Genomic DNA, 21,879 nt, shown 5'->3' on the forward strand with positions numbered 1-21,879 from the left:
GTTATCATGTCAACCAAATTTAATAAAATAAGTTGACGATAAAATAAATGGACAATTCAGATATTGCTTTCGATGCTAAACATATTTGGCATCCCTACACCTCGATGAGCCAGCCAATCCCAGCCTATCCTATTGTTGAGGCGAGAGGGACAGAACTCATTATGGCTGATGGAAAAAAACTGGTTGATGGTATGTCTTCTTGGTGGGCTGCGATCCACGGCTACAATCACCCTGTGCTCAACCAAGCAGCAACAGAACAACTGCAAAAAATGTCTCATGTGATGTTTGGTGGTATTACGCATCCCCCAGCCGTCAATCTATGCCGTCAACTCGTTGACATCACACCTGAACCTTTAGAATGTGTTTTTCTTGCTGATTCAGGTTCAGTGGCCGTAGAAGTTGCACTAAAAATGGCGCTTCAATACTGGCAGGCGAAAGGAGAAAAACGTCAGCGTATTTTGACGTTACGTCATGGTTATCATGGGGATACCTTCGGTGCGATGGCGGTGTGTGATCCTGACAACTCTATGCATGGCCTCTACAAAGGTTATTTACCTCCGCATATTTTTGTCACAGCCCCCCAATGTGGTTTTCATGACCAATGGGATGATGATGACTTATTACCGATAAAGCAAGCATTGGCAGCGAACCATCGACACATTGCGGCGATAATACTAGAACCGATTGTTCAAGGTGCTGGTGGGATGCGTATTTATCATCCTCAATATCTGAAAGGCGTTCGCGAGCTTTGTGACTACTACGGGATCTTATTGATTGCGGATGAAATCGCCACCGGTTTTGGCCGTACTGGGGCATTATTTGCTTGTGACCATGCCAATATTTCCCCTGATATTATGTGTTTAGGAAAGGCTTTGACTGGCGGCTATATGACACTTTCAGCAACCTTAACCACTCGTCACGTAGCAGAAACGATTAGTGACGGTGAAGCGGGATGCTTTATGCATGGGCCAACCTTTATGGGGAATCCCTTAGCTTGCGCAGTTGCCAACGCGAGTCTGCAATTATTGCGTGAAAGCCCATGGCAGCAAACCATCGCCAATATTGAAAAACAACTTTTTCAAGAACTTACACCACTTGCCCACCATGCCGATGTTAAGCAAGTTCGCGTTTTAGGTGCGATTGGCGTCGTTGAGATGTACCAGTCTGTCAATACTGCTGAGCTACAGAAAAAATTTGTTGCTGAGGGGGTATGGATCCGGCCGTTTGGGCGGCTCATTTATGTCATGCCACCTTATATCATCTCACCAGAACAACTGAGTAAAGTGACAGGGGCAATAAGAAAAGTGATCGAAGGGTAAAAGACCCCTTTATTCGTAAAGGGATCTTTTCATGCAATTTAGCGTGCAAGTACCGTTACCCACATAGGGCCTTTTCCTACTGGGTAGCGGCCAATTTGTGTGAGCTTACCGGTAATTGGGTCGATTTCGCTAACCGAAATACTGTCGGACTTTTGTCCACTCGAAATCAAAAATCGTCCCGTCGCATCGATATTAAATCCACGAGGCTGCTCTTCAGTTGGATAAGTGCCCGCAAAGGTTAATTCACGGCCATCATCAGAAACCAGGAAGTGGCTAATATAACTATCTGAACGCTCACTCGCATAGAGATGACGACCATCTGGCGTAATATGAATATCTGCGGCCCAGCGTTGGCTGTCACTGCCTTGTGGATAGACATTGATATGTTGCGTTTGACGATAGCGTGTAAATTTATGGTAGACATTAATCGTCGAATCCAATTCATTAACACAATAAATCACTTTATGCTGAGGGTGGAAAGCCAAATGGCGAGGCCCTGCACCTTGTGCAGCACTAATTTGATCAGCAGAGGCTTCCGTTAAATAACCGTCAGCATGTAGATCAAATAAACGGATATGATCTTCCCCTAAACAAGGTACCCATAATTGCTGATTGTCTGCATCAACATGTGAAGAGTGCGGGTTACGTAACCCTTCAATAACTTGGATCGCCGTTTGCGGCACACCTGCGCTGTTTATTGGTAATACCGCCAAATTGTGTTGATGGTACGACGGCACAAACAGATACTTACCTGTGTTATCCAATGATAAATGTACTGGTGTACTTGGAATTGAGGTTTCCGCTTTGAAACTTAATGTGCCGTTATCTTCTATACGGTAAGTGATGATGCGAAAGTTGGGTCTTACCCCAATATAAAGATGTTTTTTATCATGGCTTAATACCATTGGCTGTACTTGGCCTGGCGTCGTCACAGTCTGCAACAAAGTAAGTTCACCGACTTCGTTCATAGACCAAACGTGGATCTGATGGCTTTCGGGGCTAGCAATATAGACAACCTGATTCATCCTGTCTCCTTTGTGTTTCATGATAAAGCGCTATTTTGTCATTATGACGGTTAATCTCTAGATACACTAGCGAATAACAATTAATAACGCTTTTTTAACGATATCAAGTTATTAATTTGTCGTAATATGACTAAAACAGTGGATTACCAATAACTTGACTCGATTCGTCAATACGCCACTTTAGTTAATCTCGAATATCCGCTAAGATGGTAAATTATACTCAACCTAGATTATTATCAGGCTAATCAGATTTCCCTTTCTGTTCAGCCTCCGACGTCAAAACCACCATATCGCCATTAAACCATGGCATATGTAACCTCAAATCACGTGGAGCCGTTTATGTCATACCGCGTTATTGCGCTCGATCTCGATGGAACACTACTTGATCCTCAAAAGAAGATTTTACCTGAATCTCTAGCTGCTTTGAATGAAGCACGCCGTCAAGGCGTCAAAGTACTGATTGTGACTGGACGCCATCATGTTGCTATTCACCCTTTCTATCAAGCTCTTAATCTTGATACTCCAGCGATTTGTTGTAACGGAACTTACCTTTATGACTATTTAGGTAAAAAGGTTCTTGCCTCTGATCCAATGACATTAGAGTCAGCAACACAAATGATAGAAAGACTACGTGATACGGATATTCAACATTTAATGTATGTTGATGATGCAATGTTGTATAACGCGCCGACTGAAGGGATCAAAAGAACCCTTAGCTGGGCAGAAACCTTGCCAGAAGCACAGCGTCCAAATATTCAATTTGTCGAAAATTATGCTGATGTCATGCACGATTATCAATCGATCTGGAAATTTGCGGTAAGCTCCGAAAATCTGGATCAGCTTAAAGAAGTTGTCCATGGCATTGAAACTGATTTCGGCTTGGAGTGTGAATGGTCTTGGGTTGATCAGGTTGATATTGGGCGTAAAGGAAACAGCAAGGGCCTACGTCTCAAACAATGGGTTGAATCACAAGGCATGACCATGGATGATGTAGTTGCTTTTGGCGATAACTTCAATGACTTAAGTATGCTAACGACTGCTGGTCTAGGTGTTGCAATGGGCAATGCGGTCGATGAAATCAAACAACAAGCCAAGCTGGTCACTCGCGATAATACCCAACCGGGCATTGCCGAAGTGATCCGCAAGTATGTTTTGTAATTCCCATCAAGAAAATAATAATAAAGTGATCACTCAAAATACGTTAAGTTTTCACTAGGTTGCAATGGCGCGGATCCTGAGAAATCTATGGCTAGGATCCGTGTTCAGCACCAACAATACTATGACTTGGGGCTTGGAGTATGAAGCGTAATCTGCCGGCTGAGCGAAACACTCTTCACTTGAGCATAAACTTTCCGCCCTTTGCGGATAGAAAGCTCATCGCGCGCCCAGCGAGTAATTCGCGCCCATAAATAGTGCTGCTCCCCTAAATCTAACTTCACGTCAACCTGTTCACCATCTTCTATCCACTCAACAACCTCCGCAGATAAAATATTACGAATACTGCTCACTTGAGGTTTTTCTAACACCAACGAGACATCTGAGGCATCAATGCGTAAACGTAACATGTGGTCTTTTTGAGTATCAATACGTGGGATCCACAGTTTTTGGTGACCTACCGTCACGGCGGTCATTGCATAATCAGGATGGTGACCATGGCAGATCACATTCAGCACACTACTTAATGTTTCTTGCTGCAACCAAGGACGTAATGCACTACTTGCCCATACCTCTTCTAACGGGCCGAAAGCTTTTACTTTCCCTTGTGCCATCACAATCACTTTATCAGCTAAACGTAAAATTTCATCAAGGCTATGGCTCACATACAGAATCGGGATTTTGACATCCTGAGAAAGCCTTTCCAAATACGGTAATAATTCACGTTTACGCGGTAGATCAAGAGAAGCCAAAGGCTCATCCATTAATAAAATTTCAGGGGCTGTTAACAACGCACGACCAATCGCAACACGCTGTTTTTCCCCCCCCGATAGCGTAATTGGAAAACGATTCAGTAATTTTTCGATCCCTAACAAACCCACGATTTCATCAAAACGCCCTTTCATCTCTGGCGCCATCCCGTAACGTAGGTTGTTTTTTACGCGATAATGTGGGAAAAGCCGAGCATCTTGAAACACATAGCCTATATGTCGCTGTTCAGGTGGTAAGCAGATCCCTTTTTCCATATCCACCAATGTGCGCCCATTAAGCACAATACGCCCACGATTCGGCTTGGTTAGCCCCCCAATGACATTGATCAAGGAGGTTTTCCCCGCACCAGACAAGCCAAATACTGCCGTTATGCTTTCTGTGGGTAACTCAGTGTTCACTTCAAGCTGTAAATCACCCAGTGTCTGTGAAAAATCAAGTTGTAACATATCAGGCTACCCCTAATCGCTTTTTACCCCAACGGGTTAGCCATTCTGAAATTAATAGTGAGATCAGTGCGAGCACTATCGCGATAACACACAGACGAGCAGCATCAACTTCTGCTCCCGGTGTTTCAATTAGCGTATACATCGCCAATGGTATCGTTTGAGTTTCACCTGGAATATTTGATACGAAAGTGATCGTGGCACCAAATTCACCTAAAGAACGCGCAAAGGCTAATACCGTACCCACAATAATACCGGGTAAAGAGAGCGGAATAGTGATAGTGAAAAAGACACGTAAAGGTGTCGCCCCTAGCGTTCTAGCGGCCTGTTCTAATTTACGGTCGACAGCCTCAAGCGCTAAACGAATGGCTCTCACCATCAAAGGAAATGCAACAACAGCAGAAGCCAAAGCCGCACCACGCCAACTGAACGTGAAGCTAAACCCAAACCAATGATACAACCACTCACCAATAAATCCACGGCGTCCCATACTGATCAACAGTAAATACCCCACTACCACTGGCGGTAATACCAGTGGTAGATGAATAATACTATCAAGCAGTGTTTTGCCAGGAAAATGGCAACGAACCAATACCCATGCAACTAATATCCCTAGCGGTAGGCTAAAGATCACCGCAACACTAGAGACTTTTAAACTTAGGTAAATCGCTTCCCATTCATAAGCACTTAACATCTGCAATACTATAATCTCTTAACGTGGAGTGAAACCGTAACGTTTGAATACCTCTGATGCCGCAGGCGTTTTCAGATATTCATAAAAGTCACGAGTGGCTTTATTATCTTGATCTTTCACAATAGCCATTGGGTATTCAACGGGTTTATGTGAGTCAGATGGAAAGATACCGACAACTTTCACTTTTTGACTGGCAACAGCGTCAGAACCATACACGATACCTAAAGGTGCTTCATCGCGTTCAACAAGCGCCATACCGCTGCGTACGTTGTTTGTTCTCGCTAACATGGGATTGACAGTATCCCATGCCCCTAAGTAGTTCAACGCTTCTTTAGCATAAATCCCAACAGGCACATGATCAGGATCACCTACCGCAAGACGTCCGCCATCGAGCAGTTTTTTCCAATCTGTCTGTTTATTGATATCGACTTTTTCAATTTTCGAATCTTTTGGTGCAATAAGCACTAACTCATTACCTAATAAAGTGTAACGGGTATTTTCAACCATTAACTGCTTATCAATAGCATAATCCATCCATTGTTGATCGGCAGAAATAAATAGATTTGCAGGGGCTCCTTGCTCGATTTGGCGTGCAAGCGTTGATGATGATGCATAAGATGAAACCACTTCTATTTTGCTTTCTTTCTGAAATTGCTCAGAGATTTCATTCATCGCATTTGTCAAAGAAGCGGCAGCAAAAACGGTAATCTTCTCCGCAGCAACACTGTGGCTTGCCATTGAAAGCGTTATCGTGGCACCCGCCAGTAACTTAATTAAGCTTTTTTTCATGTTAATCCATCCTAAAATTTAACTGTCCCGTTATATATAACAGGACACAACGATAACTTAAAGTCATAGGATGCATAAAAGTGTGCTAGCGCAATGAATTGACCAAAAATTGGCGTCAATGGCACAAAATACGGGGAGCCTACACTCAAATCGGATTAGTCAAAGAAAGGATGTTGAGTAGCCTGTTTCTTCACATTATCCGTCAAGAAACAGGCACACTTAAATAAGGAGGGAGAATTATTTATTCTCGGAGTGATGATGCGGAACGTGAGCTTTAGATAACAGGTTAAAGAAAGCCCCAAGGCCATAAATTAGCCCCATAATCAAAAACATCACAACTGGAACCATCAACAGGGCAAAACCCATGCTTTTTAGAATATCTAACATTAAAGCCTCTTCAGTGATACTGTGCCCACCAGCCAACTGATGCGCTGACGAGGGAAAATAAAGCTGAATTTAAATAATAACGTATATAATAGTGATAAAACAGCCACTATTGTAGACAAATTACATTTCAAACGACACACTAAACGTGCTTTTTCGTCGCAGTTTCGTTGTTCATGGCGTCGTTCTTAACAGGAAATAGGAAGGGAGATATTTATGCAGGCAGAAATCTTACTCACGCTAAAACTACAAGGAAATTTATTTGCTGACCCTCGCCGAATTTCACTGCTTAAACAAATCAAAGCCACAGGATCGATTAGCCAAGGCGCTAAATTAGCAGGGATCAGCTATAAGAGTGCTTGGGATGCCATCAATGAAATGAATCAGTTGGCGGATGATATTTTAGTTGATAGAGCGACAGGCGGTAAAGGCGGCGGAGGAACAACGCTCACTCATTATGGTGAAAGGCTGTTACAACTTTACGATTTACTAGCACAAATCCAGCAAAAGGCATTCGATGTTCTCAAAGAGGACAATTTACCCCTTGATAGTCTTCTCGCTGCTATTTCTCGCTTCTCGCTACAAACCAGCGCACGTAACCAATTCTTTGGTACCTTAATTGCAAGAGACCATAGCCAAGTCCAACAACATGTCCAAGTGTTGTTAGCGGATAATAAAACCGTTATTAATGCCGCCTTAACAGAACAGAGTGCCAACCGCCTAGGCCTTGCCGAAGGTAAGGAAGTACTCGCTTTAATTAAAGCACCTTGGGTGAAATTGACTAAGCCGTCAGCAGCAACGGACGAATTTGATAATAAACTTGCAGGTAAAATCACAACACTTGAACGTGGTGACGAAAATAGCGAAGTTATCGTCACCTTATTAGGCGGTGAAACCCTGTGTTCAACACTCAGTAACCAAGAAGTCGATCAACAGCAGCTCCAGATCAATGACGATGTCACCGCCCAATTTAATGCCGATCAAGTGATCATCGCAACGCTTTGCTAATCAAACGCACTTATTTATTGCCACCATCATCCTCAATAAATAAGTGCCCTCATCTTTTTTTATGCTTCATTTCTCAGTGAATTATTGACATTGTCCGCAATCATGATTATTTGTGGGGGAGACAGATAGGTAAATATAACATCGATACTCTAGCTAATTCGAGTTGGCAGCCAAAAAGCAAGTTAATGCATCACTAGGCATAAAGACAACAACCTGACTAGTGAGCGGGAGCTTAGCCAATATTATTCATACCGTGCAGCCGCTTGAAGCAGAGGGGTATATAAGAAGGAAGTATTATGGCTTCAATTACTCTGCGTCACAGTAGCTTTAGGCTCAATGACACGCAAACACTGGATATACCTGAATTAACAATTAATCAGCATGAAAACTGGGCATTTATTGGTGCTAATGGCAGTGGTAAATCCTCTCTTGCCAAGGCCTTATCAGGAGAACTGAAGCCGTTATCTGGTATCGTGGAAAATACGTTTAACACCCCCATTCGTCTCTCTTTTGAACAACTGCAAAAAATTATTAATGAAGAATGGCAACGTAATAACACCGACTTACTCGGCGAAAATGAAGATGACACGGGCTATACCGCCGCTGAAATTATTCAACTCCACCATCGAGATAATGAATATTGTTTAGAATTAGCCGCAAAATTTGGTATCAGTGATTTACTCTCTAGGCGCTTTAAATATTTATCTACGGGGGAAACCCGTAAAGTATTACTCTGCCAAACCTTAATGGCACAACCTGATTTATTGGTGCTTGATGAACCTTTCGATGGACTAGACGTCTATTCAAGAAATAATCTTGGCGAGTTGCTATACAGCCTATCTGAAAAAGGGCTAACCATTATATTAGTGCTTAATCGATTTGATGAAATTCCTGATTTCATTGATAACATGGGCGTTTTAGCTGATTGCAAGCTCAGCGTATCGGGAAATCGTGAGTCAGTACTTGCTAACACCCTAATCACTCAGCTGCAACACAGCGAAAACCTTAAACAGCTCTCTATCCCTGAAATCGAAGACCCAACCGCACAAATTTCATTAGCAGACGATGTGCCACGCGTTATTTTGCGCAATGGCGTTGTCAGTTATAACGATAAACCTATTTTGCACGGTTTAAACTGGCAAGTTAACCCGAAAGAACATTGGCAAATTATTGGTGAAAACGGGGCGGGAAAATCCACATTATTGAGCTTAATTACAGGTGATCACCCGCAAGGCTACAGTAATGATTTAACTTTATTTGGTCGTCGCCGAGGAACGGGAGAAACCATCTGGGATATCAAACGCCATATTGGTTACGTCAGCAACAGTATTCACCAAGAGTATCGCGTCGCAACTAGCGTGATTAATGTCATTATTTCAGGTTTTCACGACTCTATTGGTTTATATCAAACACCTTCAGATCGCCAAGTACAATTAGCTTATGAATGGCTTGCTTTACTAGGATTTTCCGCACAATCCGCACAACAACCTTTTCATAGCTTATCATGGGGTCAACAACGCCTTGTACTCATTGCACGCGCACTCGTTAAACACCCAACAGTGTTAATTTTAGATGAACCCCTACAAGGGCTTGATGGCTTAAATCGTTTATTAGTACTCCGCTTTATCGATATCATGCTGAACCAAGGTTCGACACAACTGCTGTTTGTCAGCCACCACCAAGAAGATGCGCCTAGCTGTATTACGCATCGACTAAAATTTATTCCCGATAACGGCAAATACCGTTATGACATAGAAGTGGTTGAGCATCATCCCGCTTAATATCATGATAATCAGGGTCGATAATATGATTTGATGATTTATCGACCTTAATTAATCTAATGATTGGCTTACCTATTCTAAAACAAAAATGTATAACTTCTTTATTTACGTTTACTTGTACAAATACTGTTTCCATATATTGGATTGATGCCTCGAAAAATGAGTCAAAATCATTACACTGTGCCGCTTTCAATAATTCTCAGTACGATTTAGGAGTATTTATGGCCGGCTGGCTTGTCTTGGCTATTTCACTTGCAACACTGGCAACACATCGATTTATCGCCCTATTTTTATTTTTTATTGCGGTCATTATAGCCTTGTTCACTCATGTCCTTAGCTGGCAAGCTATCTTACTGCTTCTTGTCATAACTATGATTGGAATAATTCGCTGGCGTTTTCAATACCATTTAGTCGTCAAAATCGTCAGTGAAATCGCACTGCTCGCCATTGTAGTTGGTCTATTTCTTCATGTATTCCCAGGTTTTAACAACCTCAAATACCTTGATAAGGTTATTGTCGGTGAGCAAAGCGCCCCTTTTACCCTGTATTTAAATTTCGACAAGGCAATAGTGCCTGTTGCTTTATTATTTTGTCTGCCTAATCTATTTTCTACTCAACCACTTAAAACTGCTAAACCTTGGCAATGGTGGATTTTAATATCCGCCGTTCCTGTATTACTGATTATTGCCGCGATCAGTGGAGGAATTGATGTTGAATGGCATTTCCCCACATGGCTGCCGATATTTATGATCAGTAATCTGTTGTTTGTCTCACTCGCTGAAGAGGCGCTCTTTCGCGGTTACTTACAACAACGATTCACCCAATGGCTAGGCTCCCCCTACCTAGCACTCATGCTCAGTGCCCTACTTTTCGGTGCAGCACACGCTGCTGGAGGCGCTTTATTGATCCTCTTTGCCACCCTTGCGGGGATTATCTATGGTTTAGCGTGGATGTGGAGTGGAAAATTATGGCTTGCTGTATCGTTTCACTTCGGGTTAAATCTATTACATCTATTGTTTTTTACTTACCCAGTCAAAATGGTCTCTGGATGAAAAATAAGCATAGAAGAGGATATTTTGCGGCTTCATCAGCGAAATTTTTGTCTAGTTAACGCGCTTACCATCACTTTTTTGATTTGGTTTGGGTAAAACATCAGTTGTGACTAGCGTTCGGATTGACTATCCCTATAATGTAGGTCAGCAATGATTCATTTTAATTTGAATGTACTGATAGGAGTTTAAGCTATGGCTGTAACTAAACTGGTTTTGGTAAGACACGGTGAGAGTGAGTGGAACAAAGAGAACCGTTTCACTGGCTGGACTGATGTTGAACTGTCAGACAAAGGCCGTGAAGAAGCAAAAATTGCAGGTCAACAGTTGAAAGAAGAAGGTTTTGTCTTTGATTTCGCATATACCTCAGTTCTGAAACGTGCTATCCATACTTTATGGAATATCCTTGATCAGGTTGATCAGCAATGGCTGCCTGTTGAAAAAAGCTGGAAACTGAACGAGCGTCACTATGGTGCACTACAAGGCCTAGATAAGTCTGAAACTGCGGCGAAATATGGTGATGAGCAAGTTAAATTATGGCGTCGTGGTTTCGCAATCACACCTCCTGAGCTGACTAAAGATGATGAGCGTTACCCTGGTCATGACCCACGCTATGCAAAACTATCAAGCGATGAACTGCCAGTGACTGAAAGCTTAGCAACCACCATCGAGCGTGTTGTTCCTTACTGGGAGCAAGAGATCAAACCACGTGTTGCAGCAGGTGAAAAAGTGATTATTGCCGCTCACGGTAACTCACTACGTGCACTGGTAAAATACTTGGATAACATGGGTGAAGAAGAAATTCTCAACCTGAATATTCCAACCGCTGTCCCTTTGGTTTATGAGTTTGATGAAAACATGAAACCAATCAAGCATTACTATCTTGGTAACCAAGAAGAAATCGCGGCTAAACAAGCTGCGGTTGCCAACCAAGGAAAAGCGAAATAATTAACGCTTTATCCCACGTTGTCAACAACCTAAAGGGTTGGCAAATGCCAACCCTTTATATACGACATATCCCAATGAATAACAATGAGTTAATGTTTAAAACAGATATCTCACGCCCAGCACTAGCTCTTGTGATTTAAGATGCGCCTTCATTTGTTCATCCTGTAGGCCACGGGCATTAGCAAAATTGTTCATTCCACTTTCGATCTTACCCAAATCAATATAACGGTAGCCTAAATCAAAATTCAGTCTTTCAATAGGCTCATAGCTGACACCCGCCCCAAGAGAGTAGGCTAAGTTAGTATCGGTGTTACTGCCATATTGGCGTGAAGGGTTGCCTTGCCACCCTGAAGATTTCACTTTTGCAATACCGATACCCGCTGTACCGTACACTGAAACCCCTTGATGGATTTCATAGTCACGATAAACATTCAACATTAAGCGCTGTGATTCCGTTTTATGATGGTTAAAGCTTGTCGAAAAAATTGATGAACCACTCGTGTATTCTGCCTTTTTATTAAAGGTATATTCAGCTTCTGTACGCCAGCCATTACCATACTGATAACCCGCTGCCAGTGAAGCATTATAAAAATCATCTTTATCATCGCCCGAAACAAACTGACCAATTCCTGGGCGAAGACTCGTATCCATGCTATCCGCTTTTTGCCACACTTTCGCGAGTCGTGCAGCTCCGTAATATCCCTCGTGACCTGTTGATGCAATAGCACTACCAATCGAACTAATCAAAGCAAAGGCTAAAGATACAATTTGTACTTTTTTCATTAAATAATCCTATTTAGTTATAATTCCAGATAGTGATTATTTAGCTTGAGTCAAATTAAAGATAGGTGACTTTTTTGAACGATTTGTTCATTTTTATTGAAAAAACAAAATTAAAATCTTGGAAGAAGATAATGTAAAGAATATAAAAAACGAGTAATCTCAGAACATTGATGATTAGGAATGTTCTTAAATATTGATTTTCTTGATTAACCCAAATAATGATAGAAAAAAAACCACCTAGTGGGTTTAATGCTTGTCAGTTAAGTCATTAATATCGCCGTAACGGGTATCGTTGCGGCTTTTTCTTTACCGCCCTAGGGTAATGCCTTTGTCGTCGACTCGGTAGAACAAAACTTCTAGCCATTGCCAATATCCCATTAATGAATTTTGGTATGTTTCCCGGAGCAACCGCGGGAAGCAGGCTCAGTTGGGCACTCAGGTATATCGCAGTTTGTTTAAATCCCATCTGATAGGGCTCTGTATCTTTCAAGCTGTATGCCATCTGAGCCATCATAAACCGCAGTAAGTTATACGCGAGTACCATTCCCCATAACTCTTGATTTACTAAGACGGGCTTTTTGCTCCTCAATGTGAGTTCATTATTCAACATATGCTGCTTCATTTCTCTGAAGCCATGTTCTATTTCCCAACGATGCCCATACAGGTCGACAATATCGGCGTTGGGGTATCGAAGTGGATCACTCATTGATGTTAATATCTGAACCCTCTTCCCATTCACGTCTTTTGTTATCAATCGAGCTCTCAATATCATTGGAGCGTTAGTCCATTTTTTGCGTGCTTGAGGGGATAGACGTAATTCAACTAACTCATCTCCGGAGCCGAGTTTCTCTACGACTAGGTACTGTGAGCCTTTACGTAATGGGAGCATCCAGTGTTTCTCTACGCCAGAGGACTGCCAATGGTGAAGTAACCCCAGAGCATAAAATCCTTTATCAAAAATGGTCAGAGAACTATCCGGGGTTTGCTCTGTCAATTTGGCAGCAAGGCCAATTTCGCTCACCTCGGAAACGCTACCAAAATGTGCGCCCGAAATCAGATGGCTTGTGATCTCCATCTGGCAAACCATGCGAAGTTGCGGCCAATCAGAACGTGAGTGTTCATTGGCTGTTCGCCCAAATACGGCATCATTTTCAGGGGTATCTGGTGTACGCCATAATGTGCCATCGACAGCCATTAGGGTTAATCCGTTCCAGTGTGATAATGGCAGTTTATCAAGCCAGAGCTGACTTGTTTTCTCAAATACTTTACGGACTGCATCTTCCCCTAGCCGTTGACGTGCCTGAACAACGGCACTTGGTGCAACGAAAGGCCGGTTACCTGGTAAAACAATGTCTAAATGAGAAACGAGTTGCGCCATGGAAAGAGAACGAAAAAGGGACATTCCTGTTACAGCCCATACCATCATTTCCATCGGAAGACGGCGTTTTCTTATCGTAACAACCCCAGCATCCACGAGACATTCATCAATAAGTTCAGCGGAAAGGAGGTCCGAAAGGGCTGTAAATTCTGTTGGAGAGAAAGCCTGAACAGTCTCGAGTGCTTGGCTAAGTAACATAAAAAAATCCGTAATTTTTGGAATGATTACGGATTTTTGCAGAACTGTAGGATCGTTCAACTCATTATTTAGTTCTTAACTGATCGGCATTACCTAGTGGGTTGCGTTTTTTTCTGCCTACCATCAAAGAGTGCCAATAAATTTCGATTTATCGCGATAGCACTCGACACCCTACTTTTTTATGGCACAATTTATTTAATGATGAACTAATTGAGAATTTTATGAATAAATTCAATCTCTATGTTTGGGTTGGGCTGGCGCTTAATATTTCACTACTTGGCTCACTGCTGTATATGCTCCAAACAGGTGAACTGATTATTGATGGCTCTGACGGCGCCCAAAATGCACATTTAATGAGAATATTAATGATCATTGCGTGCGTTAGCTTTCCAATCCAGCTGATCAGCATGATGATCATGAGCTACAAACCCAGAGTTGCGATTGGTGTCGCGCTAATAAGTAGCTTAGCACTCATGCCAATCACGATTGTTTTCCTTTGTGGCATGATCTTTTCGGCGATACGTTGGCGTTTCCATCAACTGGAAAGCGTTGATCCAACCATCAAAGTTGATTTCGATACCAACCTTGTCTTTAACAATCGACATAATACACTGCGGGCCATCATCGTTGGCGTACTCGGCGCGGTATTCGTGGTTTTGAGTCAAAGCTTAGGAATGTTCTTGATAGTCCTTGCGATTCTGCTATTTATTTTGGGAAAACGCATTCATGGCACACCTTACGTAGCAACCAAAGGTAGCTATTTTTATATCCGCCCCAGTTTATTTAGTCTCTATTACCGAATCCCATTAAAAGATGTTACTTACTTAAGACACGAAAAAAATACTGTTTTATTGCAAGCTCAAGCAGGACAAGGCAGCCAAAACATGATTCCTTTATCCATTTCACTGTCCCATTTAAGCGAAGAGGATAAAAATAAGTTGGGTGAAATATTAGAAAAAGTCGCTCATTAACCGATAACCCCCTACAAAGCAAAAAGCCCGTGTCGCAAAATACACGGGCTTTTCTTTCGTATTACCGCTATCAGCCAGTTACTTCTGACGACGAGCAATCACAGCATCAGATAATTGACGTAATACTTTTTCAGTATCATCCCACCCAATGCATGCATCTGTGACGCTTTTACCATAAACCAGTGGCTCACCAGAATCTAAGCTTTGGTTTCCTTCTACAAGATGACTTTCGATCATCACCCCTGTGATAGAACGATCGCCTTGGCGTAATTGTTCACTTACATCATCAGCCACAATCATCTGCTTCTCAAACTTCTTACTACTGTTAGCATGGCTGAAATCAATCATAATGCTTGGCGTTAGCCCTGCGTTGGCTAGCCCTTCACGTACCGCTTTAACATGCTCTGCGCTATAGTTAGGCTCTTTACCACCACGCAAAATAATGTGGCAATCCTGATTACCACTCGTATTCACGATAGCTGAATGGCCCCATTTGGTGACAGATAAGAAACAATGCGGCGAACGTGCAGAGTTAATTGCATCAATAGCAATTTTAATTGTGCCATCGGTCCCGTTTTTAAAACCGACAGGACAAGAAAGACCCGATGCGAGTTCTCGGTGAACTTGGGACTCCGTCGTACGTGCACCAATTGCTCCCCAGCTCATTAAATCAGCAACATATTGTGGGCTGATCATATCCAAAAACTCACCCGCCGTTGGTAGCCCCTGATCATTAATTTTGACCAATAGCTCACGAGCAATACGCAATCCTTCATTAATATCAAAGCTATTATCCATATGAGGATCATTAATTAGCCCTTTCCAGCCCACAGTGGTGCGTGGTTTTTCAAAATACACGCGCATCACGATTTCAAGTGAACCTTTAAGTTCTTCTCTTAATTTATTCAGGCGCTCAGCATATTCTAGAGCCGCTTTAGTATCATGAATAGAGCAAGGGCCAATCACAACAACAAGGCGATCATCTTCGCCTGACAAGATATTATGGATGGCGAGACGTGCTTCATGAACGGTAAACGCCGCTTTATCTGTTGCAGGAAACTTCTCCAGCAATGCAATAGGTGGCAATAATTCTTTTATTTGTTTAATTCTGACGTCATCGTTCTGATAATTCATACCCGTTAATCCAATGTTTATTTTTTTATACTGATGATTTACATACCCTATGGATCCCAATAGCAGAGCGATGGTAAACACTTACTTTAAGCGAAAAGATAATAATAAAATCCTTTTACCACTAACAAAGCTGCGATTAGAAAGACGGCAGGTATCGAAATTTTAATCTAACCGTTCAGCCGCCTTCTGTAAACAGCTAAACATGGTATGAAATTATCACTTTTAGGCTTTAAGATTATAAAATGAGGCTAAAGTCAATTAAATGGCGTAATAGCCCCATTTTTAGGATGATTTTTAGAGGAAAAAGAAACAAAAACGGCAAAACATCGATAATGTTACTTTCACCGTTTTATGATTAAATTTTGTCATGATGAGCGAGAAAGTGGCGCTGAACCATTTTGCTTCGCTGATTTCACCCACAATCTTGAACCATTCAACGCAATGCCTAGTAAGATTAAGTACTCTAAAGACATCGCATATACGCCTTGCTTATAGAATACAACAATACTAATCACGTTAATGATTACCCATAAAAGCCAGTTTTCAACATATTTGCGAGTCATTAGGACCATCGCTACCACAGATAAAACCGTCATAGTTGAATCCCAGAATGGAAACGCATCCGGTTCTAAGGCAGGTAACTGCAAGTTAGCGCCAAATAAATTTAATACGTCAACAGCCCATGTCGCCAATACCCCGAAAACCCTATCAATATTGTAAGTTAAGTAAGCGATTACTAACACAGAGACTAATAACGTTATCATTGCTTTCGGTAAACTCAGCCAACGAATTTTTAACTCCGTTTGCTGCTGATTATCAACACGGCTCCATGCGTACCAGCCATAGATATTCGCGATGAAGAAAAACACCTGTAACAGCAAGTTGGCGTAGAGTTGAATTTGAAAAAAGATCACCGCAAACAAGGTGACGTTGATTAACCCAAAAAAGTAATTGATGGTCTTTTCAAAACTGGCCAACAGAATGCATAATAACCCCGCAATCGTCCCTACCGCTTCGATATATGACAACTCATAAATACTACTCCACAACGGAATAGTGACTAAGATATTACTTGTGCTAAAGAAATCCATCCCAAAATCCTTATATTCATCATGTGTGACACTATAAATAGATTGCTCATCATCACGACACAGATAACAAAACGACTCCCTACCTATTTTAGACTCTCTGCAAAATCTAGCATTCTATTTAAGGGAAGCATTGCCTTTTCACGCAAAATATCACTCACATGAATTTGGTGCTGTTCACCATAGCTCTCTAACGCCTGTGTTATTGCCTTAAGTCCATTCATTGCCATCCAAGGGCAATGGGCGCATGTACGACAAGTCGCGCCTTCACCGGCGGTAGGTGCGATGTATAACGACTTATCTGGGCAAGCCTGCTGCATTTTATAAAAGATGCCTTTATCCGTCGCAACTATCATTGAAGGATTCGGTAACGTTTGTGCAGCTTTAATTAATTGACTGGTTGAACCAACGGCATCCGCAAGGTCAACCACGGCTTGAGGCGATTCAGGGTGAACTAATACAGCGGCTTCAGGATATAGCGCTTTCATTTTAGTTAAAGACTGAGTTTTAAACTCATCATGAACAATACAGGCCCCCTGCCAACATAAAATATCTGCTCCGGTTTGCTTTTGAACATAGCGGCCAAGATGGCGGTCCGGCGCCCAAATAATTTTTTCGCCTAAACTATCAAGATGTTCGATCAATTCCACAGCAATACTGGATGTCACAACCCAGTCAGCTCGAGCTTTAACCGCTGCTGAAGTATTTGCATAGACTACCACCGTACGGTCTGGATGCTGATCACAAAAATGCGCAAATTCATCTTCGGGGCATCCGAGATCGAGAGAACATTCTGCGTCAAGTGTCGGCATTAATACCGTTTTCTCTGGGCTTAAGATTTTAGCCGTTTCCCCCATAAAACGCACACCGGCCACCAATAATGTGGAGGCAGAATGGCGGGCACCAAAACGAGCCATTTCTAAGGAATCAGCAACACAACCCCCCGTTTCTTCCGCTAATGCTTGAATATCGGGATCGGTATAGTAATGTGCAACAATAACCGCATTTTTTTCAATCAGTAAAGACTTGATGCGTTCACGATAAAACGCTTTCTCATCAGAGCTTAATCGTGTGGGTTTCGCTGGGAATGGGTAAACCGACTGATTAAAATCAATAAACTCGCTCATCTTCCGCCTCTGTTTAGCATAACGCAATTTTATTTCTAAAATTAGCGATAAAATAAGTAAAACAGCACCTTTTTGTTTTATATACTAAACAAGATACGCTAATTTATCGAGGAAGTCTCGTCGATTTTTCAGCCATTATTTTGTTAATTCAAACCAATAACTAAATAATAACATCTATAATTGTTATGTTTCTTAGCATTTCATTGACTTTACAGGTATCTTAACCGTTTTTATAAATTCGATGGGTTAGTTATGGAATCACCTGCATCTTTAATAAATAAAATTATTTCTGTTTCTTTAATCGATCCTAGAATTGAAGCGGTCATTTTAACGGGCTCTAGAGGAAGGGAACAACATATTGATCGCTATTCAGATATCGATATTGAATTAATCGGTTTAGGCGTAACAGACCTTTTTCATAACCCTAAATGGATTAATACGTTTGCTCAACCTTTGGTTGCATTGCATCTTATGAATGGCGGTGAAAATGAGCCTGAGTGGCCAACTTGTTTAGCGATTTATGAACAGGGCAGAAAGGTCGATTTTACATTCGCAGAACCCTCTCGACTGCAAAAAATGGCTCAACATGGGCTTGATAACACCTATGCACGCGGCTATACCGTGTTACTCGATAAAACGGGTATTACGGAAAAACTCCCTGAAAGTCAGCAAGCTCAACTTCCCCCCAAGCAACTTACCCAGAAGAAGTTTACATTTATCTGTAACGAGTTCTGGTATGAGGCACACCAAGTCGCTATCGCCCTGTCACGTGATGAACTCTGGAGTGCTTGGTCAAGAGATGTTGATATGAAAAAGGCCTTATTAACCATGGTTGAACTCCTCGCCTCTATCAAAAGTCATGGTCAGCAAGATGTGTGGTACCATGGAAAAGCTTATCAATCGTGGATGCCTGAACGGATACAACAGGCCACTCAAACCCTTTTTGACTATCGAACCCCACAGCAAGCGGCTCAATCTTTGCACCTATTGATGTCATGCTTCGATGAAGTCACAACCGAGATTGCTCAACACCTTAACTACCCTATCGATCATACATTGAGCCAAAGGATGCAAACGCTAGTGATTGGTTTATTGCAGGATAATAGCCTACTCCCTGAAAATATTTGATTTAGACGCTTTCTATTAACCTCACCAACCACTTCACAATAAAAAACCGCCTTGCTACAGATAAATCAGCAAGGCAGTTCTGTTTTATCACAACTATTTTTTCAATTTAGCAAACTCATCTTTCGCTTTTTGTAGCTGTTTTTGAAACTCAGGATTAGAGTGCAGCGTTGCTACAGCCCCTGATGCAACAATACGTGCCGCATCAACATCACTTTGCCAATGGTAACCGCAAATCACACGGCTTTGACCGAGTTCATAACCGCGTTTTAAAATTTTGTCTTGGTTTTCAGGGTTAATTTCTGATAGCACTAATGCTGAAGCCCAGCCAATTGATGTATGTCCTGAAGGGTAAGAACCATTTTTAGATAATTTATCTTGGTCTTTCGTGTTACAGGTTTCAACGCCATAGAATGCAAACGGGCGGATCCGCATGTATTTTTCTTTTGCAGAACGAGTCGCTAAATCCCCCGCATCTTCAATCATATTGGTGAGTAATTTATGAATTTCTGGCGAGTCTTTCTCAGTAATAGGGTAACCAAACGCCTCTGAGAATGCATTTGCCACTCCTCCAGCAGCGAGATCAGCATCTGCCGCAGCTTGTTTACCTCGCTCTGTGTTACGCAATAAACGCCCTTTTTCATACATTGCCTGATCATTTAAAAACAGAATACTGCCAACTTCGGGTGGTGGTGGTAGCAATGCTAAGCTATCAATCGCTTGAGCATTTTTTAAATAGTAAAGATCCGGTTTAGTGGTTACATCATTTCCTGGCGGAATGGCCGCAAATACACTCGTTGAAACAAATGCCCCTGCACAGAAAACCGCTAATAATTTTTTCATCCGTTAGTCCTTGCCTATGATTACTTAAAATAAATAACTTATATTTTACAATATGATCAATTATTTATGCTTTATTTAGACTAGTCTAAATCTGTATTCAATACCTTGAGTGAGTTCTCAAAAAAGGAAGCGTCATACGTTCCAATCATCGGGTCGTTGCCACAAGCGCAACGCGGTCTCGCTTCGCTCGGCTCGAACCTCAACGCAGCGTTTCATCGGCACGTTTAGTGAAATCGGTAATTTCAACGTTTGCTGGATGACTTAGAGAAATAAGCGAGAGGGTGGGTCGTGCAGGATGATTTGGCCTTTAGCCTCACCCTTCAGGTCGTTGCGACAAGTGCAACGCGGTCTCGCTTCGCTCGGCTCGAACCTGAACGCAGCGTCTCACCGGCACGTTTAGTGCAATCGGTAATTTCAACGTTTGCTGGATGATTTAGAGGAATAAGTGAGAGGGTGGGTCGTGCAGGATGATTTGGCCTTTGGCCTCACCCTTCGGGTCGTTGCGACAAGCGCAACGCGGTCTCGCTTCGCTCGGCTCGAACCTAAACGCAGCGTCTCACCGGCACGTTTAGTGCAATCGGTAATTTCAACGTTTGCTGGATGACTTAGAGAAATAAGTGAGATGGTGGGTCGTGCAGGATTCGAACCTGCGACCAATTGATTAAAAGTCAACTGCTCTACCGACTGAGCTAACGACCCATCTGATATATCTGGTTTTGAACTTTAAGATGGTGGGTCGTGCAGGATTCGAACCTGCGACCAATTGATTAAAAGTCAACTGCTCTACCGACTGAGCTAACGACCCATCTACTATATCTGATTTTGAATTTTAAAATGGTGGGTCGTGCAGGATTCGAACCTGCGACCAATTGATTAAAAGTCAACTGCTCTACCGACTGAGCTAACGACCCATTTTAAAATACGTTTATCAACACAATTTATTCTTGTGTCAACGGCGGCTTATATTACTGATTTCTGACGATGGTGCAATGATTTTTTTGAAAAAAACGATTGAATGCACACTTATCATACGGTTAACCCCGAAATATTCGGTAACCACTTCTTCGGGGTTAATCATTATAACGAGCTGAGTTTCTTCTCCGCGAGCTTCGCTCCAGAGCTATTTGGATACTGCTTCAATACCTGCTGGTATACCGCTCGCGCTTTATCCTTTTGCCCTTTGTCTTGCATAATCAAACCGACTTTATACAAGGCTTCACTGCTTTTTTGAGATTTAGGGTATTCTTTGACAACAGTGGCAAAATAGAATGCCGCGTCATCTTTGCTACCTTTATTGTAATTAAGTTGCCCTAACCAATAGTTAGCATTCGATTGATAGTTCGATTTAGGATAATTTTTCACAAAGCTTTGTAGTGCACCGATAGCTTCATCGATTTGCGCTTTAGATTTGCTGTTCATCGCCAGTGTAACCGCAGCATTATAATCTTCTTTTTCACCGCCGCCCGATGCTGCTGGTGCAGGGGTGGTCGAAGAGGAAGAATTCGTTGCTGCTGAGTCAGGCGATGCTGCCGCTCCACCACTAACCTGATCTAGTTGCATATACAAATCTTTTTGACGCTCAACAATTTGATTCAGTTTATATTCACTTTCCTGAATTTGCCCACGCAACATATCAATATCGCGTTGGTTGTCAGCAATCTGTTGCTGGATTTGATATAAGATCTGGCCTTGAGAGTTAACTGCTGTCTCAAGCTGAGTGAGGCGGTCACCGGATGATCCGGATCCGACATTAATGATTGGCGCTTGGGCAATAGCGGCCCAAGGGGCCGCTACACCAACCAATAACGACAGACCTACAAATAAATGTCTGAAGTTACTGTTCATAAGAGATAATTCGCTTATTAA

20 protein-coding genes, 3 tRNA genes and 2 other RNA genes are annotated in these 21,879 nt (G+C 42.2%); 8 read left to right on the plus strand and 17 right to left on the minus strand.

The genetic code is table 11. The features are described 5' to 3' along the window. The first annotated feature begins 47 nt into the window (after positions 1 to 47). Positions 48 to 1,319, plus strand: a complete 1,272-nt coding sequence (gene bioA, locus M1F03_RS13630; protein ID WP_251464549.1) for an adenosylmethionine--8-amino-7-oxononanoate transaminase — start codon at positions 48 to 50, stop codon at positions 1,317 to 1,319. A gap of 38 nt (positions 1,320 to 1,357) precedes the next feature. Here bioA and pgl read toward each other — a convergent pair whose 3' ends face one another. Beyond that, entirely contained in the window at positions 1,358 to 2,344 is a 987-nt protein-coding gene (pgl, locus tag M1F03_RS13635) for a 6-phosphogluconolactonase (protein ID WP_251464550.1), read from the minus strand. A gap of 339 nt (positions 2,345 to 2,683) precedes the next feature. Here pgl and M1F03_RS13640 point away from each other — a divergent pair, with 339 nt between their 5' ends. Then, positions 2,684 to 3,502 carry a pyridoxal phosphatase gene (locus M1F03_RS13640; RefSeq protein WP_154624704.1) on the plus strand — a complete coding sequence of 273 codons (819 nt, stop codon included), beginning with the start codon at positions 2,684 to 2,686 and terminating at the stop codon, positions 3,500 to 3,502. A 119-nt stretch (positions 3,503 to 3,621) separates the two neighbouring features. On the opposite strand, the gene modC is transcribed toward M1F03_RS13640, so the two are convergent. The 4 genes from modC to M1F03_RS13660 all read right to left on the minus strand — a co-directional run bounded on the left by modC (position 3,622) and on the right by M1F03_RS13660 (position 6,583). Beyond that, complete coding sequence (modC, locus tag M1F03_RS13645; RefSeq protein ID WP_251464551.1) at positions 3,622 to 4,716, minus strand: molybdenum ABC transporter ATP-binding protein ModC; 1,095 nt, start codon at positions 4,714 to 4,716, stop codon at positions 3,622 to 3,624. 1 nt (position 4,717) lies between these two features. Continuing rightward, complete coding sequence (gene modB, locus M1F03_RS13650) at positions 4,718 to 5,407, minus strand: molybdate ABC transporter permease subunit (protein WP_154624721.1); 690 nt, start codon at positions 5,405 to 5,407, stop codon at positions 4,718 to 4,720. Positions 5,408 to 5,425: 18 nt separating this feature from the next. Further along, positions 5,426 to 6,196: a molybdate ABC transporter substrate-binding protein gene (gene modA / locus M1F03_RS13655; protein WP_272661203.1), complete on the minus strand. Its 771-nt coding sequence runs from the start codon at positions 6,194 to 6,196 to the stop codon at positions 5,426 to 5,428. Positions 6,197 to 6,433: 237 nt separating this feature from the next. Beyond that, entirely contained in the window at positions 6,434 to 6,583 is a 150-nt protein-coding gene (locus M1F03_RS13660; RefSeq protein ID WP_154624701.1) for an AcrZ family multidrug efflux pump-associated protein, read from the minus strand. 213 nt (positions 6,584 to 6,796) lie between these two features. Here M1F03_RS13660 and modE point away from each other — a divergent pair, with 213 nt between their 5' ends. The 4 genes from modE (at position 6,797) to gpmA (ending at position 11,366) form a co-directional block, all read left to right on the plus strand. Continuing rightward, positions 6,797 to 7,588 carry a molybdenum-dependent transcriptional regulator gene (gene modE, locus M1F03_RS13665; RefSeq protein WP_154624700.1) on the plus strand — a complete coding sequence of 264 codons (792 nt, stop codon included), beginning with the start codon at positions 6,797 to 6,799 and terminating at the stop codon, positions 7,586 to 7,588. Between the two features lie 296 nt (positions 7,589 to 7,884). Beyond that, complete coding sequence (gene modF / locus M1F03_RS13670) at positions 7,885 to 9,369, plus strand: molybdate ABC transporter ATP-binding protein ModF (protein ID WP_154624699.1); 1,485 nt, start codon at positions 7,885 to 7,887, stop codon at positions 9,367 to 9,369. Positions 9,370 to 9,590: 221 nt separating this feature from the next. Further along, complete coding sequence (locus M1F03_RS13675) at positions 9,591 to 10,421, plus strand: CPBP family intramembrane glutamic endopeptidase (protein WP_196714043.1); 831 nt, start codon at positions 9,591 to 9,593, stop codon at positions 10,419 to 10,421. 192 nt (positions 10,422 to 10,613) lie between these two features. After that, positions 10,614 to 11,366 carry a 2,3-diphosphoglycerate-dependent phosphoglycerate mutase gene (gene gpmA, locus M1F03_RS13680; RefSeq protein WP_154624697.1) on the plus strand — a complete coding sequence of 251 codons (753 nt, stop codon included), beginning with the start codon at positions 10,614 to 10,616 and terminating at the stop codon, positions 11,364 to 11,366. A 96-nt stretch (positions 11,367 to 11,462) separates the two neighbouring features. Here gpmA and M1F03_RS13685 read toward each other — a convergent pair whose 3' ends face one another. Together M1F03_RS13685 and M1F03_RS13690 are read right to left on the minus strand one after the other, a co-directional pair. Then, the gene (locus M1F03_RS13685) at positions 11,463 to 12,149 is read right to left on the minus strand and encodes an outer membrane protein (RefSeq protein WP_154624696.1); all 687 of its coding nucleotides are present in this window, start codon (positions 12,147 to 12,149) and stop codon (positions 11,463 to 11,465) included. 268 nt (positions 12,150 to 12,417) lie between these two features. Then, positions 12,418 to 13,725, minus strand: coding sequence for an IS4 family transposase (locus M1F03_RS13690; RefSeq protein WP_251465252.1), 1,308 nt, complete (start codon positions 13,723 to 13,725; stop codon positions 12,418 to 12,420). A 221-nt stretch (positions 13,726 to 13,946) separates the two neighbouring features. On the opposite strand from M1F03_RS13690, the gene M1F03_RS13695 reads away from it, so the two are divergent. Continuing rightward, positions 13,947 to 14,696 (plus strand): hypothetical protein, encoded by a 750-nt coding sequence (locus tag M1F03_RS13695; protein WP_154624695.1) that lies wholly within the window; start codon positions 13,947 to 13,949, stop codon positions 14,694 to 14,696. Between the two features lie 78 nt (positions 14,697 to 14,774). Here the strand turns inward: M1F03_RS13695 and aroG are convergent, their stop codons facing one another. The 3 genes from aroG to nadA form a co-directional block, all read right to left on the minus strand. Beyond that, positions 14,775 to 15,830, minus strand: coding sequence for a 3-deoxy-7-phosphoheptulonate synthase AroG (aroG, locus tag M1F03_RS13700; protein WP_154624694.1), 1,056 nt, complete (start codon positions 15,828 to 15,830; stop codon positions 14,775 to 14,777). A 365-nt stretch (positions 15,831 to 16,195) separates the two neighbouring features. Beyond that, positions 16,196 to 16,921, minus strand: a complete 726-nt coding sequence (pnuC, locus tag M1F03_RS13705; protein WP_154624693.1) for a nicotinamide riboside transporter PnuC — start codon at positions 16,919 to 16,921, stop codon at positions 16,196 to 16,198. A gap of 83 nt (positions 16,922 to 17,004) precedes the next feature. Further along, complete coding sequence (nadA, locus tag M1F03_RS13710) at positions 17,005 to 18,045, minus strand: quinolinate synthase NadA (protein ID WP_247048004.1); 1,041 nt, start codon at positions 18,043 to 18,045, stop codon at positions 17,005 to 17,007. A 252-nt stretch (positions 18,046 to 18,297) separates the two neighbouring features. Between nadA and M1F03_RS13715 the strand changes: the two genes are divergently transcribed. Further along, a complete protein-coding gene (locus tag M1F03_RS13715; RefSeq protein WP_154624691.1) occupies positions 18,298 to 19,173 on the plus strand; it encodes an aminoglycoside 6-adenylyltransferase in 876 nt (291 codons plus the stop codon). Between the two features lie 93 nt (positions 19,174 to 19,266). On the opposite strand, the gene phoC is transcribed toward M1F03_RS13715, so the two are convergent. The 7 genes from phoC to cpoB all read right to left on the minus strand — a co-directional run bounded on the left by phoC (position 19,267) and on the right by cpoB (position 21,858). Then, positions 19,267 to 20,013: an acid phosphatase PhoC gene (phoC, locus tag M1F03_RS13720; protein ID WP_154624690.1), complete on the minus strand. Its 747-nt coding sequence runs from the start codon at positions 20,011 to 20,013 to the stop codon at positions 19,267 to 19,269. A 279-nt stretch (positions 20,014 to 20,292) separates the two neighbouring features. Then, a non-coding RNA gene (locus M1F03_RS13725) (RtT sRNA) lies at positions 20,293 to 20,421 on the minus strand. A gap of 43 nt (positions 20,422 to 20,464) precedes the next feature. Continuing rightward, positions 20,465 to 20,593: non-coding RNA, RtT sRNA (locus tag M1F03_RS13730), on the minus strand. Between the two features lie 43 nt (positions 20,594 to 20,636). After that, a tRNA-Lys gene (locus M1F03_RS13735) sits at positions 20,637 to 20,712 on the minus strand. Positions 20,713 to 20,742: 30 nt separating this feature from the next. Beyond that, a tRNA-Lys gene (locus M1F03_RS13740) sits at positions 20,743 to 20,818 on the minus strand. 30 nt (positions 20,819 to 20,848) lie between these two features. After that, positions 20,849 to 20,924 (minus strand) — tRNA-Lys (locus M1F03_RS13745). 166 nt (positions 20,925 to 21,090) lie between these two features. Beyond that, positions 21,091 to 21,858 carry a cell division protein CpoB gene (cpoB, locus tag M1F03_RS13750; RefSeq protein ID WP_154624838.1) on the minus strand — a complete coding sequence of 256 codons (768 nt, stop codon included), beginning with the start codon at positions 21,856 to 21,858 and terminating at the stop codon, positions 21,091 to 21,093. Positions 21,859 to 21,879 lie beyond the last annotated feature (21 nt).

The organism is Providencia sp. PROV080 (assembly GCF_033688105.1).
Taxonomy (GTDB): domain Bacteria; phylum Pseudomonadota; class Gammaproteobacteria; order Enterobacterales; family Enterobacteriaceae; genus Providencia; species Providencia zhejiangensis.